We start from the raw sequence: 14,627 nt of genomic DNA, 5'->3' as shown, positions 1-14,627 counted from the left end.
TCTCGTAACCAAAATGCGACGCGCCCACAACACGGCCGCCGCCGACCCTTCGCCGAACGCCACCGCGAGCCCTCTGACCAGCGCAGATACCCTGATCGACGGGCTCTTTACCTGCCCATGACCTACGATTCGTCGGCGCTAACCTGCGTTCACCGTCTTTTCGGGGGAAGGGGCGGCGTGAATCCGACGAAACTTGCGACGCAGGGCGTCCGATGACGAGTTTCTTCCGCCCAGGATCGTTTCAGCCGACAAGAACTCGCGCCGAACGCCATCGCGGCGGCTTCGCTCACCCGGGCGCGTCCTGGCCGGGCCCACAACGACGACGACCCCCGGGCCGCCGTCGTCCGACGGCCCGGGGGTCGCCCAGGCCCTGCAGTTCTCCACCACGCACCGTGACGGAGAGGTGATCAGCTCTTCGCGGCCAGACCCTCCAGGACGGCCCCGGCCACCGCGGCCATCGATGTCCGGCGGTCCATCGCCGTGCGCTGGATCCACCGGAAGGCCTCCGGCTCGGTCATCTTCTGGTGCGTCATCAGCAGACCCTTGGCCCGGTCGATGACCTTGCGGGCCTCCAGGCGCTGGGTGACGTCGGCGACCTCGGCACGCAGAGCGGCCGTCTCGGCGTAGCGGGCCACGGCCAGCTCGATGGCCGGCAGCAGATCCGACTTGCTGAACGGCTTGACCAGGTAGGCCATCGCACCGGCGTCCCGCGCCCGCTCGATCAGCTCGCGCTGGGAGAAGGCGGTGAGGATGACGACCGGGGCGATCTGTTCGCCGACGATCTCGGCGGCGGCATCGATGCCGTCCTTCTTGGGCATCTTGACGTCGAGGATCACCAGGTCCGGGCGCAGCTCGGTGGCCAACGCCACCGCCTGCTCGCCGTCACCGGCTTCACCGACGACCTCGAAACCCTCTTCGGTCAACATCTCGGCCAGGTCGAGTCTGATCAGCGCCTCGTCCTCGGCGATGAGCACGCGTCGCGGCGCGGTCATGACTGCCCCCTCATGGATCACAGGTTCCGGCCCCACCACGGCGCCGGATCGAAATCTCAGCCTAATCGTTATCTGTGACCTGCAGGCTACGGAAGGGCGGGCCCGAATGTGACGAACACGTCGTGACCCGCCGGGAACCCGCATCAGGCTGGGCCGACGGAGCGATCATCGCGCGCCGGTATAGTCCTCTGGGCCTGGCCCCCGTATCCCAATTGGCAGAGGAAGCGGATTCAAAACCCGCACAGTGTGAGTTCGAGTCTCACCGGGGGCACACCGGCATCGACGTTCAGCCGACGTCTGCCGTTCCGCCGCCGTTGACCAGCCAGCTGATGCCGAACCGGTCGACGCACATGCCGAACCAGTCACCCCACGGCGCCTTGTCGAACGGGGCAGTGACGGTGCCGCCGGCCGAGAGGCCCTCCCAGTAGCCGCGCAGCTGGTCCACGTCGTCGCCGCTCACCGAGCAGGACACGTTGCCGGGTGCCGGGTTGAACTCCATCGCGGACGGCACGTCCGCCCCCATCAGGACCAGGCCGCCGGGCGCGACCAGCTGGCTGTGCATGATCAGGTCGTTCTCCGAGGCGTCGGTCCCCATGGGGAAGTCGCCGAATCGGCTGAGGGTGAGCGTGCCGCCGAAGACGGACTGGTAGTGCGTCATCGCTTCGGCGGCCGTGCCGCGGAAGTTCAGGTACGGGTTCAGATTGACGGTCATCGGCGCTCCCAGATCGGCGATTGCGGCTGTGGGCCGGCCCCACCACAGGAAGACGGTGAACGTCGTCCGAACTCATCGGTCGGTCAGCCGACGGGCAACGCTCCCGACACCTCGGCCGCGATCACCTCGGGTCGGTAGACGATCGCGGTGCTGTCCATGACCGCCTGACAGGTCATCCGATAGGGCTCCGATCGCTCCCGGTGCACCCTGACCCGGACCCGCCGGCCGGCGCACTCCAGATCGACGTCCACCGCGTCGGCGCCGATCTCGCGCACCCGGATCGGCCGGATGTCGGCCGGGCGGAGCAGCCCGGTGTGCCGATGGGCCGCCGCGATGGCCGCCTGCGCCACCGGGGTGAAACCCACCCGGCCCCGCAGCAGGTCGACGATGACCTCGCCCTCCTGCGCGCGGGTGAGCAGTTCGCCGGCCGACCCGGGCGGAACCCGTCCGTAGAGGATGCCGGTCGGCAACTGCAGGACGTTGGCCGCGAAGCGGTCACCACCGACGTGACTGCACTCCCAGACCCGCCCGGGAGCCAGCGCCTCCAACGCGGCCGCGACCGGCCGGCCGCGGATGGCGCAGCAGGCGTCGTGGGTGCTGTGCGCGCAGACCGCGAAGACCGGCGCATCGTCCCCTTCGACTTCCAGGCTCCCCGGCTCGGTGTCCTGCCGATCCGGGTCGAAGGTCAGCAGCTCAGTGTCTTCGATAAAGCGACCCCACCGCATCCGCGGGTGCTCGGCCCGGCAGTCGACGTACCCCCAGCGGCGGGACAGCAGTCCCTCGACCCGGCCGGGGCGCCGGATCGTCAACACGCGCACGCCCTGCCGGCCCAGCCGCTTGACCAGCTCCTGCGCGAGGACCGGATCGAAACGGGACTGTTCCAACCCGAGTCGGCCCCAGGGCCCGGGTTGTTCGACGAGCAGCAGCCGACCGGCCGGGAACGCCGTCCCCAGCATCGGGTCGTCCCGCTGGGCGGATCGGAAGGCGCACCGGTCCGGGAACTCCCGGACCGGTCGACCGGTCGACTGCGCGTCAGTCACGAAACCGCCGGTCCCCGATCATCGGCCGGCGACAGGACGACCAGGCCCTCCCGCAGCAACCGCCGCGCCAGCACCAGCTGCTCATCGGCGTCCAGGCCGGGCAGGTCCGCCACTGCGACTGGAGTACCGGACAGCAGCAGATCCAGGGCGGGACGGACCACCGCCGGTAGCTCCAACGAGCTGTCCACCGCCCACAGCACGACCCGGTCGCCCCGGTCGGTCAGGCGCGGCCGCAGCCCCTCCCGCAGGCGGATGCGATCGGCCCCGGTGAGTCCGGCCGCGGCGGCCAACTGGGCGAGCGGAGCGATCGGCTGCGGCCGGGTGTCGGCCCGCAAACGGTCCTGCGTGCGCTGCACCGTCGCCGCCACGTTCTCCTCCGGCACGCGGGCCAGATCGTCGGCCAGCCGGGCGGCCGCCGCGCGCACCGCGGCGGTCAGCTGGTCGGCGTCGAAGCCCATCGGCAACGACCGGCGCAGCTCCGGATCACCCGCGGCCACGGCGATCAGCTCGCGAGCGAGATCGACCCCGGTGATCGGGTGCACCCCGACGGTCAGGTGGATGGAGACATCGCCCTGGGCGACCGCCGAGTGCAGGAAGCCGCGGGGCAGGTACAACGCGTCGCCGGGCGCCAGCACGGCCGAGAGCAGCGGATCCTCCTCCGCCCGCGCGGCCACCGCGGCCCGCCGCCGATCCCACGGCTGGTCGGGCAGCGGCGCGTCGAGGACGGGCGCGTGGATCGTCCACCGCTTGGTCCCGGCGATCTGCAGGACGAAGACGTCGTGGGTGTCGTAGTGCGGGGAGAACCCCTGGTTCTGCGGTGGGGTGATGTAGGCGTTGATCTGCACCGGGTGCCCCAGCTCGGCGGCCAGCCGACTGCCGAACTCGACCAGCGGCGGCCAGGTGCGGTGCAAGGCCTGCAGGACGAGCGTGGAACCGGCGGCCAACTGGGCCAGCACCTTGTCGTCGGCGACCTGGTCGGTGATCGTGGCGCCAGCCCCACCGGAGCGGGTGAAGGTCGACGTGGCGCGGACCGACCCGTCCCGGGCCATCCGCAGGAACGGCGTCCGCAGCCCACGCGTGGACACCAGCTCGTCCACGGCGTCGGCGGAGAACAGATCGGCGAATCCGGCCGGATCGGCACGCGGGGTCAGCATCGGCTGCCGGGACCAGACGTCCCGGGCGAAGTCGTCGGTGGAGCCGCTGATGCACCGACGGACGGTCGGTCGGGACTCGGTCGCTGCGCCGTCGGGACCCGCGGGGACCGGTGCGGCGACGGCCGGGTCAGCGGCGACGGCCCGGGGGCGTCCGGTCAGTTCGGACGCCCCCGTCTGCACTGCCGTCATCAGGCGCCGCTGTCCGCACCACCATCGGCGCCGCCGTCGGCCCCGCCGTCGTGGACACCCGGAGTGCCCGAGGCGCCGCCGTCGGCCGGACCCTCGGCCCCGCCGTCAGCGCCGCCGTCGTGGACCCCCGGCTTGCCGGCCGCGCCGCCGTCGGCCGGGCCCTCGGCCCCGCTGTCGGCGCCACCATCGGCCCCGCCGTCGTGGACACCCGGAGTGCCCGAGGCGCCGCCGTCGGCCGGACCCTCGGCCCCGCCGTCAGCGCCACCGTCGTGGACCCCCGGCGTGCCGGAGGCGCCGCCGTCGGCGGGACCCTCCGAACCGGCCGAACCGCTGCTGACGATGTCGTCGTCGCTCAGACCCATGATCTGCACCCTTCGTCGTCGGCCGGCGGGCTGGTGTGGCCCCCGACCGGGCGTGGACTGCGGCCGTACGGCCACCGCAGACCAACCTAATGATCGACAGCACGGCCAGCGAGGCCGGTCCGCAGGAACCCGGACGTCGTGTCCGGCGCCACCGGCGCGGTGGCGTCCTGGTCGTTCCCGAGCGGGGTGGGACCCAATCAGCGCCGGCCGCCAGGCGGCCCCGCGAACCCACGTGTCCGTTTCTGGGACAGCCCGGTCGCGGGAGGCGGCGGCACGCTGATCACCCCGCCGGGGCGTCCCGGCGCGGCCCACGACCGAAGGAGTTGCGATGTTCGCGCTGACCGTTCTGTACGACCACCCCACCGACCCGGCGGCGTTCGACGCCCACTACGACTCCACGCACACCGCGCTCGCCCGGGACATCCCGAACTTGCGACGGCTCACGGTCGCCCGGCCGGCGCCGGCACCGGACGGCACGAGACCGGCCTGGCACCTCATCGCCACTCTCGAGTTCGAGGACCAGGCAGCCTTCGACGCGGGGATGGGCAGCCCTCAGGGCCAGGCCACAGTCGCCGACCTGGCGAATTTCGCCGGCGCCGGGGTCACCCTCGTCCCGTCGCCCGACACCCGCCGGATCGTCTGACCGGCACGGTGAACGGAGTCCCGGGCTGCCGGCTCGGCGCCCGGGACCGACACTGATCCCCCGGAGTTCCCCCGAATCCAGGAGTGACCACGATGGGTGTGTACGACGACGTGCACCGGGCGAGCCAGGACGACCCGGAGGCGTTCTGGTTGGCGGCGGCCGCGGCCATCGACTGGACGGCGCCGCCCACCCGCGCCCTGGACGCCGCGAACCCGCCGTTCCACCGATGGTTCCCCGACGCCGAACTGAACGTGTGCCACAACGCCGTCGACCGCCACGTGGCGGCCGGGCGGGGGGAGCAGCCGGCCATCGTCCACGACTCCCCCGTCACCGGCTCCGTCCGCCGGATCACCTACGCCGAGTTGCAGGACGAGGTCGCGCGGTTCGCCGGGGTATTGGCCGGGCTCGGGGTCGGCCGGGGGGACCGGGTGGTCGTCTACCTGCCGATGATCCCGGAGGCCGCCGTCGCGATGCTGGCCTGCGCCCGCCTCGGCGCGGTGCACTCCGTGGTGTTCGGCGGGTTCGCCCCGAAGGAGCTGGCCGCCCGCATCGACGACGCCACCCCGGCGGTCGTCGTGACCGCCTCCTGCGGGATCGAGGTCGCCCGGGTCATCGAGTACAAACCACTGCTGGACGCGGCGCTGGACCTCGCGACCCACCGGCCCGCGCACTGTGTGGTGCTGCAGCGGCCGCAGGCCACGGCCACGCTCGGCGAGCGGGACGTCGACTGGGCGGCGGCGGTGGCGACAGCCGTCCCGCACGACTGCGTCCCGGTCCGGGCGACCGATCCGCTGTACATCCTCTACACCTCGGGCACGACGGGAAAGCCCAAGGGCGTGGTGCGCGACGGCGGCGGGTACGCGGTCGCACTGGCCTGGACGATGCCGAACGTCTTCGCCGTGGGACCGGGCGAGACCATGTTCACCGCTTCCGATGTCGGCTGGGTGGTCGGCCACTCGTACATCGTCTACGGGCCGTTGCTGGTGGGGGCGACGAGCGTGCTCTACGAGGGCAAGCCCGTCGGCACCCCGGACGCCGGCCAGTTCTGGCGGGTCGTGCAGGACCACCGGGTGCGGAGTCTGTTTACCGCGCCGACGGCGTTCCGGGCGATCCGCAAGGAGGACCCGGACGGGACACTGCTGGCCCGGTACGACATCTCGAGTTTGCGACAGCTGTTCCTGGCCGGTGAGCGACTCGATCCGGAGACCCACCGGTGGGCCGGCGAGCGGCTCGGCGTCCCGGTGATCGACAACTGGTGGCAGACCGAGACCGGCTGGCCGATCGTGGCGAACCCGGCGGGGATCGAACTGCTGCCGGTGAAGCCCGGTTCGCCGACCCGGCCCATGCCCGGGTGGGACGTGCGTGTCCTGGACCCGGCGGGGCGTCCGGTCCCGCCGGGCGTCGACGGCGCCATCGTGTTGGGGCTCCCCCTGCCGCCCGGGGCGCTGCCGACGCTGTGGAACGACGACGAACGCTATGTGGCGTCCTACCTCTCGGCGTTCCCCGGTTGCTACCTCACTGGCGACGGCGGGCACGTCGACGAGGACGGGTACGTCTTCGTGATGGGCCGCACCGACGACGTCATCAACGTCGCCGGTCACCGCTTGTCCACCGGCGGGCTCGAGGAGGTCTTGGCCGCCCACCCGGACGTGGCCGAATGCGCGGTGATCGGCGTGGCCGACGGGTTGAAGGGGCAGGTGCCGCGCGGATTCGTCGTTCTCAAGGCCGGGGTCGAGCGGGACGAGCACGAGCTGGCCGCCGAGCTGGTGCAGCTGGTCCGGGAGCAGATCGGTGCGGTGGCGAGCCTGCGCGAGGTCGCCGTCGTCCCCGCACTGCCCAAGACCCGCTCGGGGAAGATCCTGCGCCGGACGATGCGCGGGATCGCCGACGGGGTGGACGAGCCGGTCCCCGGGACCATCGAGAACGTCGCCGTCCTGGACGCGCTGCGGCCGATCCTGCGTCGCTGAGCCGGGTCTCAGCCGACGGCCGAGCGGACGTCGTCGGCGATCCGCTGCAGGGCGGACGGTTCGACCACCGGATCCCCGACGGGGACGCCGCCCAGGGTGTCCCACCCGGTCCGCAGATCGACCCAGCTGCGACATCCGCCGTACTCCGGCAGCACCGGCAGTTCGATCGGGGTGGTGATCGGCCGGACCGACAGGACGATCGCGGTCAACTGGTGGCGGGGCCGGAAGTCGATGCGGTTGCGCCGGACCGAGTCGGTGGTCCACACGTGGAACGGCTCGAGCGCCGCGACGTCGTCGGGGCGTGCCACGGCGATCGCGGCCGTGACCTCGGCGACGGCGCGCACGGTCACGGCGGCGGGGGCGCCGTCCGGGGCGAGGCGGACGTCGCGGGCCCCGACCGCCAGCAGGTCGTGGTGGTCGGCCCGGGTCGACTCGGCGTGGCTGTGGGCGACCGTCGGATAGAGCAGGAACCGCGACCGGCCGAGCGTGAACCGCTTCTCACCGATGCCGCCCTTGCGCAGCAGGACCGTCTGCCGGCCGGCGAGCAGCGCGGCGATGGCGGCCCCCCACTCCTTGAGGGCGGGCAGTCCGTCGTCGGGTGGAATCGCAGACGTCACCGGTCCAGCCTAGGAGTCGATCGGCCGTTCGCCTCTAGGCTCGGGCCATGCCCGCCGATCAGCCGAGTCCCGCCCGACGCCATCTGGACGACCTGGCCGGTTTCCTGGCGTCCGCCGCGTCGGCGTTCCACACCGCCGCCGCGGTCCGGGATCGCTTGCGGGCCATCGGTTTCCGGTCGCAGGACGAGCGGGAGCCGTTCGACGGCGGGCCCGGCGGGCACGTGGTGGTGCGGGACGGTTCGGTCGTGGCCTGGCGGTTGCCGACGGGCCGTCCGCGCGGGTTTCTCATCTGCGGCGCGCACACCGACTCCCCTGGTTTCGTCCTCAAGCCGCGTCCCGATCTGCAACGCGACGGGTGGCAGCAGGTCGGCATGGAGGTCTACGGCGGTCCACTGCTGAACTCCTGGCTCGACCGCGAGCTCGGACTGGCCGGTCGGCTGGTGCTGCGGGACGGCAGCACGACGCTGGTACGGACCGGCCCGGTGATGCGGATCCCGCAGCTGGCCATCCACCTCGACCGTGCGGTCAACGAGGAGGGCGTGAAGCTGGACCGGCAGCAGCACACCGCGCCGGTGTGGAGCGTGGACCGCCCGGACCGGCGCATCGGCGGCCATCTCGCCGAGCTGGCCGGGGTCCGCGCGGCCGACGTGGTGGCGACCGACGTCGTCGCTTACGTCACCCAGCCGGCGGAGGTGTTCGGTCCAGCGGACGAGTTCTTCGCCGCCGGGCGGCTCGACAACCTGTCCAGCGTGCACGCCGGGCTGGCGGCGCTGGAGGACGCCCGCGGCGATTCCGACTTCGTCCGGGTGCTGGTCGCTTTCGACCACGAGGAGGTCGGGTCGGCCACCCGGTCCGGGGCCTCCGGTCCCCTGCTGGAGGACACCCTGCGCCGGATCGCCCTGTCACTCGGGATCGACGGGGAGGGCTGGTACCGGCTCGCCGCGAACACCGTGTGCCTGTCCGCGGACGCCGGCCACGCCGTGCACCCCAACTACCCGGGCCGGCACGACCCGGCCCACCGCCCCCTGCTGAACGGCGGCCCGCTGCTGAAGATCAACGCGAACCAGCGGTACGCGACCACCGGGGTCGGCGCCGCCCTCTGGCACCGGGCCTGCGCCGCCGCCGGGGTGTCGACCCAGGAGTTCGTGTCGAACAACGCGATGCCCTGTGGGTCGACGATCGGCCCGCTGACCGCGACCCGCTCCGGGTTCACCACCATCGACGTCGGGATCCCGCTGCTGTCGATGCATTCGGCCCGCGAGATGGCGGGATCGTCGGACCCGTGGGCGCTCTCGGCCGCCATCGGGGCGTTCTTCGCCGGCGCCTGAGGGTCAGAACCGGCCGGCGGAGAAGTCCTCCTCCAGTTCCTCCAACGAGCGGTGGCCGGTCTCCGGCAGCCGCTTCGCCAGGAACCAGATGCTGAGCGCCCCGGCGATGGCGAAGATGAGGAACATCCCCTGGATGCCGACCGTCTCGACCAGGCTGGGGAACGCGAACGAGATGACCGCGTTGGCGACCCACAGGCACAGCACGGACAGGCCCATGGCGAAGCCGCGCAGCCGCAGCGGGAACAGCTCGGCCAGGGTCACCCACACCGGCACGTTGAGCGCGAGCTGCATCGCGAAGACGAACAGCACCATCAGCACGAGCGTCACCCAGGCCTTGCCCAGGCCGTCGGGCAGCACGGCGGAGGCCACGGCGATGAGCAGGTGGATCGTGGTGGTGGCGACGAACCCGCCGATGATGAGGGTGCGGCGGGGGAAGCGGTCGATGAGGAACCAGAGGCAGACGACGGCGCCGAGGACGGCGAGCACCCCGTTGGCGACGTTGGCGATGAGCGCGGCGCTCTGCGAGAAGCCGGCCATGGTCAACACCTGTGAGCCGTAGTACATGACCGAGTTGATGCCGGTGAACTGCTGGGCCACGGCCAGGCCGATACCGGCGACGACGATGCGCCGCACCCACGGGGTACGCAGGTCCCGCCACCCGCCCAGCTGGGACTGCGCCTCCTCGGCGGCCAGCTCCCGGACCTCGGCCAGCTCGGCCCGGGCCCGCTCCTCCGGCCGCACCTGCATCAGCACGGCCAGTGCGTCGTCGTCCCGGCCATGGGCGAGCAGCCAGCGCGGCGACTCCGGCATCCGCAGCATCCCGACGAACAGGCAGACGGCGGGGACGGCGGCGACGGCCAGCATGTAGCGCCACACGCCGTCGTCCTCACCCCAGACGTTGCCGATGATCGCGTTGATCCCGAAGGCCAGGAACTGGCCGACGACGATGGCCAGCTCGTTGCGACCGGTGAGCTGCCCGCGCCGTTCGGTCGGTGACAGTTCGGCCAGGTACACCGGCACGGTGACCGACGCGCCGCCGACTGCGAACCCGAGGACGAAACGGGAGGGCAGCAGAACGCCCAGTCCCGGGGCGAGCACGGCACCGATGGTGCCGGCCAGGAACAGCACGGCGAGGATCTGCAGCGCCTTCCTGCGGCCCAGGAGGTCGTTGAGTCGCCCACAGGCCAGGGCACCGATGGCCGCCCCGATGAGCAGGATGCTGGTGACCAGACCCTCGGTGACCGCGGTCAGGCCGAGGTCGGCCTTCATCGGTTCGAGCGCACCGTTGATGACGCCGGTGTCGTAGCCGAAGAGCAGGCCGCCGAAGGTGGCGACGACCGCGATGAGATCCAGACGCCGGGTGTGCGGGCCCGCGGTCAACGGCGGAAGGGGGTTCGACCCCGCCGGCTTCATCGCTGCTGTCGCCACGTCGTCTCCATCGATCGCCTATCGACCGGCCGTCCGGCGGGGTGGAAGCCCTGGGCCCCCGGTTCGCACGCCACGATCGGTCGTCCACGGATCTTCCGGTCGTCCCCAGCATGGTCGCCCCGGGGTTCGGGCGGGCGCGTCCCGGGTACCCGAAAGAGTCGACCGCCACCGTCCGGCACCGGACCGGGGGCGGCACTCCCCGGTGGGCCGACCGACGCCTGCGGTCACCGCGGTCGACCGGTGGGCGCGGATTGTGGGGTCCAGCGCCCATGGACAGGCCGGTCGCCCCGTGGTGAAGCTGGTGGGGTGACCAGTGTGCTGACCAGGCCCGTGCCCGCGGCCCGCCGTCCGGGCGACACCCGGGGGCCGGCCGACACCCTGTTCCGGCGGCTGCTGCTGTTCAACGTCGTGGTCGTCACGGTCGCCGGTGTTTTGCTGGCCATCACCCCGGTCACCGTGTCCAACCCCCTGTCCTGGCCGGAAGGCATCGTGCTGGCCCTGGGGTCGGCCCTGATGGTCGCGATCAACGCCGTGCTCGTCCGCGCCACCCTGCGCCCCCTGGACGGGTTGACCTCGCTGATGGAACGCGTCGATCTGCTGCGGCCGGGTCAACGCCTGGCTCCGACCAGTGACCGCACCGTCGGGCACCTCGTCGACACGTTCAACCAGATGCTCGATCGGCTCGAACACGAGCGGGAGGCGAGCAGCGCCCACGCCCTGGCCGCCCAGGAGGACGAGCGCCGCCGCATCGCCCGCGAACTCCACGACGAGGTCGGGCAGAGCCTGACCGCGGTGCTGCTCGGGCTGCGGCGGACGGCCGACCGCTGCCCGGAGTCGTTGCGGGGCGAGGTGGCCGAGATCCAGGAGACCGTGCGCGACTGCCTGGACGAGGTCCGCACCGTCGCCCGCCGGCTGCGCCCCGGGGTGCTCGACGACCTCGGGCTGTCCAGCGCCCTGCACGCCCTGGGTGCCGACGTGAGCCGGGCCGGGGATCTACCGGTCACCGTCCGGATCGACGACCGGCTGCCGGACCTGCCGCCCGACACCGAACTGGCCATCTACCGCGTCGCCCAGGAGGGCCTGACCAACGTGACCCGGCACGCCGACGCCACCAGCGCGGGGATCGAGGTGGTGGTGGGCCGCCGGGGCGAGAAGCTGTTCGTCCGCATCGTCGACGACGGTCGCGGACCGGTCGGCGCCGTCGAGGGCGGCGGCATCCGGGGCATGCGGGAACGGGCCATCCTGGTGCACGGCGACCTGACGGTGAACGAGGCCCCCGGGGGCGGGACCCGATTGGAACTGGCCGTCCCCCTCGGCCGGTCCACCGCCGGGGGCGGCCGGTGACCGCGCCGACGCGCATCCTGCTGGCCGACGATCACGCCCTGGTCCGGCGTGGCCTGCGCCTGATCCTGGACGGCGAGCCCGACCTGCAGGTGGTCGCCGAGGCCGGGGACGGCGCCGCCGCACTGGACCAGCTGCGCAGCACCACCGTGGATCTGGCGATCCTGGACATCGCGATGCCCCGGATGACCGGCCTGCAGGCCGCGCAGGAGCTCCGTCGGCGGGGCTCGACCGTGACGGTGCTGATGCTGTCGATGTACGACAACGAGCAGTACTTCCTGGAGGCGATCAAGGCCGGGGCCAGCGGTTACGTCCTCAAGTCGGTGGCCGACCGCGACCTGGTGGACGCCTGCCGGCGGGCCCGGCGGGGCGATCCGTTCGTCTACGGCGGGGAACCCGGTCCGCTGGTCGACGACGTCCTGCGGCGGGCCCGCTCCGGGCAGGCGCTACCGACCCGTGTCCTGACCCCACGCGAGGACGAGGTCGTCAAGATGATCGCCGAGGGGCATTCGTCGCGGGCCATCGCCGACGCCCTGGTGATCAGCGTCAAGACGGTGGAACGGCACCGCGCCAACATCCTGGGCAAGTTGGGTCTGCACGACCGGCTCGACCTCGCCCGGTACGCGATCCGGACGGGGTTGATCGAACCGTGAGCGGTCGGACCGCCCCCCCGGACGACCTCGCCCCGCCCTCCCCCACCGCCGCCGGATCGTCGCCGGTCCGGCGAGCGCAGCCGGAGGTCGCGGCCCCCTTCTGGCTGGAGTTCGCCGCCCTGGCGGTCGCCGTCACGCTGGCCGTCGGCGGTGTCGTCGGGCTGCTGCTGGCCGTCGTCGGTTGGTTCTCGACCGGACTGACGCTGCTGCTGGCCCTCCCTCCGACCCTGCTCGCCCTGGTCGGGCTGTGGCGGTCCCTCCCCCGGGGTTCGACCACCCGGGCCGCGCACGTCGCCGGCGCGGCGGCCGCCGTGCTGGCCGTCGGGTACCTGCTCTTCGTCGCGGTGACCCCGTCGCAGAATGTCGTGGTCGCCCGCGACCCTGGTTCCTACGCCGCCACGGCCCGGCAGTTGTCGGCCTTCGGCGCGCTCGAGATCGACGCGCGCGGAACCGCTTTCGCCGGGATCGAAGGCCTGCGGTTCAGCAGTGCGGCCGTGTACGACGAACCGGTGGACCCGCAGGGGCCGAATGCGGAGACGGCGACCGGGGTGCTGGACCCGCAGTTCAACCATCTGACCGCGGTGGCGCTGGCCGTGGGTTTCGACGTGGGCGGCGCGCCGCTGCTGTTCCGGGTTCCCGCCCTCATCGCCGGGGTGGGACTGCTGCTGGTGTACGCCGTCGCCGTGCGGGCGACCCGCCGCCCCGCCGTCGCCCTGCTGGCGCCCGCGCTGTTGGCCGGCGGCCTGCCGCTGCTGTACGTCGCCCGCAACACCTACTCGGAGCCGTTCGCGCTGGCCCTGCTATGGGCGGCCATCCTGGTGCTGGTCATCATGGCCCGCCGTCCACGGGTGAGTCTCGGGCTGCTCGGCGGGCTCCTCATGGGGGCACTGGTCAGCACCCGGGTCGACGCGTTGGCCTATCTCTGCCTGGCCCTGCCGCTGGCCGCGGTGTCCGTCGCGGCCGCCGATCCCGGCGGCCGGAGGGCACTGCTGCGGGCCTGGGGCGCAGCGGTCGCGGCGACCGTGACGGTCGGACTGGTGGGGTGGTGGGACCTGGTCGAGCGCACCGGCGGGTACGTCACCGACCTGGCCGGTCAGATCGGTCTCCTGCGGTTCGCGCTCGTGGCCTCCGCGGTGGTCAGCGGGGCCGGCCTCGCCCTGTGGTCGGGCCGGCCGGCGGTCCGGGCGGCCGCCGTCCGCCTGCGCCGCCCGGTGGCACGGACCGCCGCGGTCGTGGTCGGGGCGACACTGCTGTTCGGATGGCTGATCCGCCCGCTGGTGCAGACGACGACGAGCGCAATCGCCTATCCCGCGGTGATCGACCTGCAGGCGGCCGACGGTCTGCCCGCCGAGCCCTACCGGAACTACGCCGAGCACAGCCTGGTGTGGATGTCCTGGTACGTGGGCGCCACCGCCCTGGCCGCGGCCATCGCGGCGGCCGTGGTGGTGCTCTGGCGGGTTGGCCACCGGACTGTCGCGCCCGCACTGCTGGCCGTCCTCGTCCTCGGACTCGGGGCGGGCGCGATCTACTGGTACGACCCCCAGATCACCCCCGACCAGCTCTGGGCCTCACGGCGTTTCGTGCCGGCCATCCTGCCGGCCGTGGCCGTCTGGGCGACCGCCGGCCTGGCTCTGCTGCTCGACGCCCTCCCGGCCAGGTGGTCCCGCGGTCGCGGTGTCGTCCCGCGGCTGACCGTCGGCGCGCTGGTCGTGGCCCTGCTCGCTCCGGTGCTGGTGACCTCGGCCCCGGTGCGCTGGCACCGCGTCCAGGCCGCCCATCTGGACCCCGTCCTCCAGACGTGCGCCGCTCTGGCCCCCGGTGACGCGGTGGTGGTGACCGACGCCTACGCCGAGATCACCCTGCTGCAGACCCTGCGCAGCTGGTGCGAGGTTCCGGTCGCCGGGCTGGGTTCGTGGCAACGCGTGCAGGACCTGCCCGCCCTCACCGACCGGGTCGCCGCCAACGGCTACCGACTGGTCCTGGTGTCGCTGCTCCGGGACGACCTGACGTCGTTGACCGACGATCCGACCCAGGTGCAGTCCTCGATCGAGGTGTACGACCGGTGGTCGGCCGAGCCGACCCTGGACCACCTGCCGGCCCGCTACGAACGCATCGACGAGCAACTGCCCTTCCTGGCGCCCTTCGCCCTGCACTGGTGGCGGGTGCCGTTCCCCCGGTGACGGTCCGCCCGGCACCGGAGG

General features: G+C 72.7%; 13 protein-coding genes and 1 tRNA gene. 7 read left to right on the top strand and 7 right to left on the bottom strand.

Annotated elements, in window-relative coordinates; genetic code table 11:
- Positions 1 to 407: 407 nt before the first annotated feature.
- The gene (locus FDO65_RS02635) at positions 408 to 992 is read right to left on the bottom strand and encodes an ANTAR domain-containing response regulator (RefSeq protein ID WP_137447914.1); all 585 of its coding nucleotides are present in this window, start codon (positions 990 to 992) and stop codon (positions 408 to 410) included.
- Positions 993 to 1,189: 197 nt separating this feature from the next.
- Between FDO65_RS02635 and FDO65_RS02630 the strand changes: the two genes are divergently transcribed.
- Positions 1,190 to 1,263, top strand: a tRNA-Leu gene (locus tag FDO65_RS02630).
- Positions 1,264 to 1,278: 15 nt separating this feature from the next.
- On the opposite strand, the gene FDO65_RS02625 is transcribed toward FDO65_RS02630, so the two are convergent.
- The 4 genes from FDO65_RS02625 to FDO65_RS02610 all read right to left on the bottom strand — a co-directional run bounded on the left by FDO65_RS02625 (position 1,279) and on the right by FDO65_RS02610 (position 4,449).
- Positions 1,279 to 1,704, bottom strand: coding sequence for a VOC family protein (locus tag FDO65_RS02625; RefSeq protein ID WP_137447913.1), 426 nt, complete (start codon positions 1,702 to 1,704; stop codon positions 1,279 to 1,281).
- Between the two features lie 83 nt (positions 1,705 to 1,787).
- Entirely contained in the window at positions 1,788 to 2,744 is a 957-nt protein-coding gene (locus FDO65_RS02620) for a sucrase ferredoxin (protein WP_137447912.1), read from the bottom strand.
- The gene (locus tag FDO65_RS02615) at positions 2,741 to 4,087 is read right to left on the bottom strand and encodes a cupin domain-containing protein (RefSeq protein WP_137447911.1); all 1,347 of its coding nucleotides are present in this window, start codon (positions 4,085 to 4,087) and stop codon (positions 2,741 to 2,743) included. The genes FDO65_RS02620 and FDO65_RS02615 overlap by 4 nt, the downstream gene beginning before the upstream one ends.
- A complete protein-coding gene (locus tag FDO65_RS02610) occupies positions 4,087 to 4,449 on the bottom strand; it encodes a BatC protein (protein ID WP_137447910.1) in 363 nt (120 codons plus the stop codon). The genes FDO65_RS02615 and FDO65_RS02610 overlap by 1 nt, the downstream gene beginning before the upstream one ends.
- A 328-nt stretch (positions 4,450 to 4,777) precedes the next feature.
- Here FDO65_RS02610 and FDO65_RS02605 point away from each other — a divergent pair, with 328 nt between their 5' ends.
- Together FDO65_RS02605 and FDO65_RS02600 are read left to right on the top strand one after the other, a co-directional pair.
- The gene (locus FDO65_RS02605; protein ID WP_137447909.1) at positions 4,778 to 5,092 is read left to right on the top strand and encodes an EthD family reductase; all 315 of its coding nucleotides are present in this window, start codon (positions 4,778 to 4,780) and stop codon (positions 5,090 to 5,092) included.
- A gap of 92 nt (positions 5,093 to 5,184) precedes the next feature.
- On the top strand, positions 5,185 to 7,059 hold the full coding sequence (locus FDO65_RS02600; RefSeq protein ID WP_137447908.1) for a propionyl-CoA synthetase: 1,875 nt from the start codon (positions 5,185 to 5,187) through the stop codon (positions 7,057 to 7,059).
- Between the two features lie 8 nt (positions 7,060 to 7,067).
- Here FDO65_RS02600 and FDO65_RS02595 read toward each other — a convergent pair whose 3' ends face one another.
- Positions 7,068 to 7,676: a DUF1802 family protein gene (locus tag FDO65_RS02595; RefSeq protein ID WP_240757383.1), complete on the bottom strand. Its 609-nt coding sequence runs from the start codon at positions 7,674 to 7,676 to the stop codon at positions 7,068 to 7,070.
- A 47-nt stretch (positions 7,677 to 7,723) separates the two neighbouring features.
- On the opposite strand from FDO65_RS02595, the gene FDO65_RS02590 reads away from it, so the two are divergent.
- Positions 7,724 to 9,004 (top strand): M18 family aminopeptidase, encoded by a 1,281-nt coding sequence (locus FDO65_RS02590; RefSeq protein ID WP_137447907.1) that lies wholly within the window; start codon positions 7,724 to 7,726, stop codon positions 9,002 to 9,004.
- A gap of 3 nt (positions 9,005 to 9,007) precedes the next feature.
- Here the strand turns inward: FDO65_RS02590 and FDO65_RS02585 are convergent, their stop codons facing one another.
- Positions 9,008 to 10,417 (bottom strand): sugar porter family MFS transporter, encoded by a 1,410-nt coding sequence (locus FDO65_RS02585; protein ID WP_137449398.1) that lies wholly within the window; start codon positions 10,415 to 10,417, stop codon positions 9,008 to 9,010.
- Between the two features lie 321 nt (positions 10,418 to 10,738).
- On the opposite strand from FDO65_RS02585, the gene FDO65_RS02580 reads away from it, so the two are divergent.
- The 3 genes from FDO65_RS02580 to FDO65_RS02570 are packed head-to-tail and all read left to right on the top strand — an operon-like array spanning position 10,739 to position 14,606.
- Positions 10,739 to 11,776 (top strand): HAMP domain-containing sensor histidine kinase, encoded by a 1,038-nt coding sequence (locus tag FDO65_RS02580; protein WP_240757381.1) that lies wholly within the window; start codon positions 10,739 to 10,741, stop codon positions 11,774 to 11,776.
- Positions 11,773 to 12,426, top strand: a complete 654-nt coding sequence (locus tag FDO65_RS02575; RefSeq protein ID WP_137447906.1) for a response regulator — start codon at positions 11,773 to 11,775, stop codon at positions 12,424 to 12,426. Before FDO65_RS02580 ends, FDO65_RS02575 begins: the two co-directional genes overlap by 4 nt.
- A complete protein-coding gene (locus FDO65_RS02570; protein WP_137447905.1) occupies positions 12,423 to 14,606 on the top strand; it encodes a hypothetical protein in 2,184 nt (727 codons plus the stop codon). Before FDO65_RS02575 ends, FDO65_RS02570 begins: the two co-directional genes overlap by 4 nt.
- The last annotated feature ends 21 nt before the right edge of the window (positions 14,607 to 14,627 follow it).

The sequence above is a fragment of the Nakamurella flava genome (assembly GCF_005298075.1).
In the GTDB taxonomy this organism is placed as follows: Bacteria; Actinomycetota; Actinomycetes; order Mycobacteriales; family Nakamurellaceae; genus Nakamurella; species Nakamurella flava.
The sequence above is the reverse complement of the archived record's forward strand: the minus strand, read 5'-3'. Positions and strand labels throughout refer to the sequence as shown.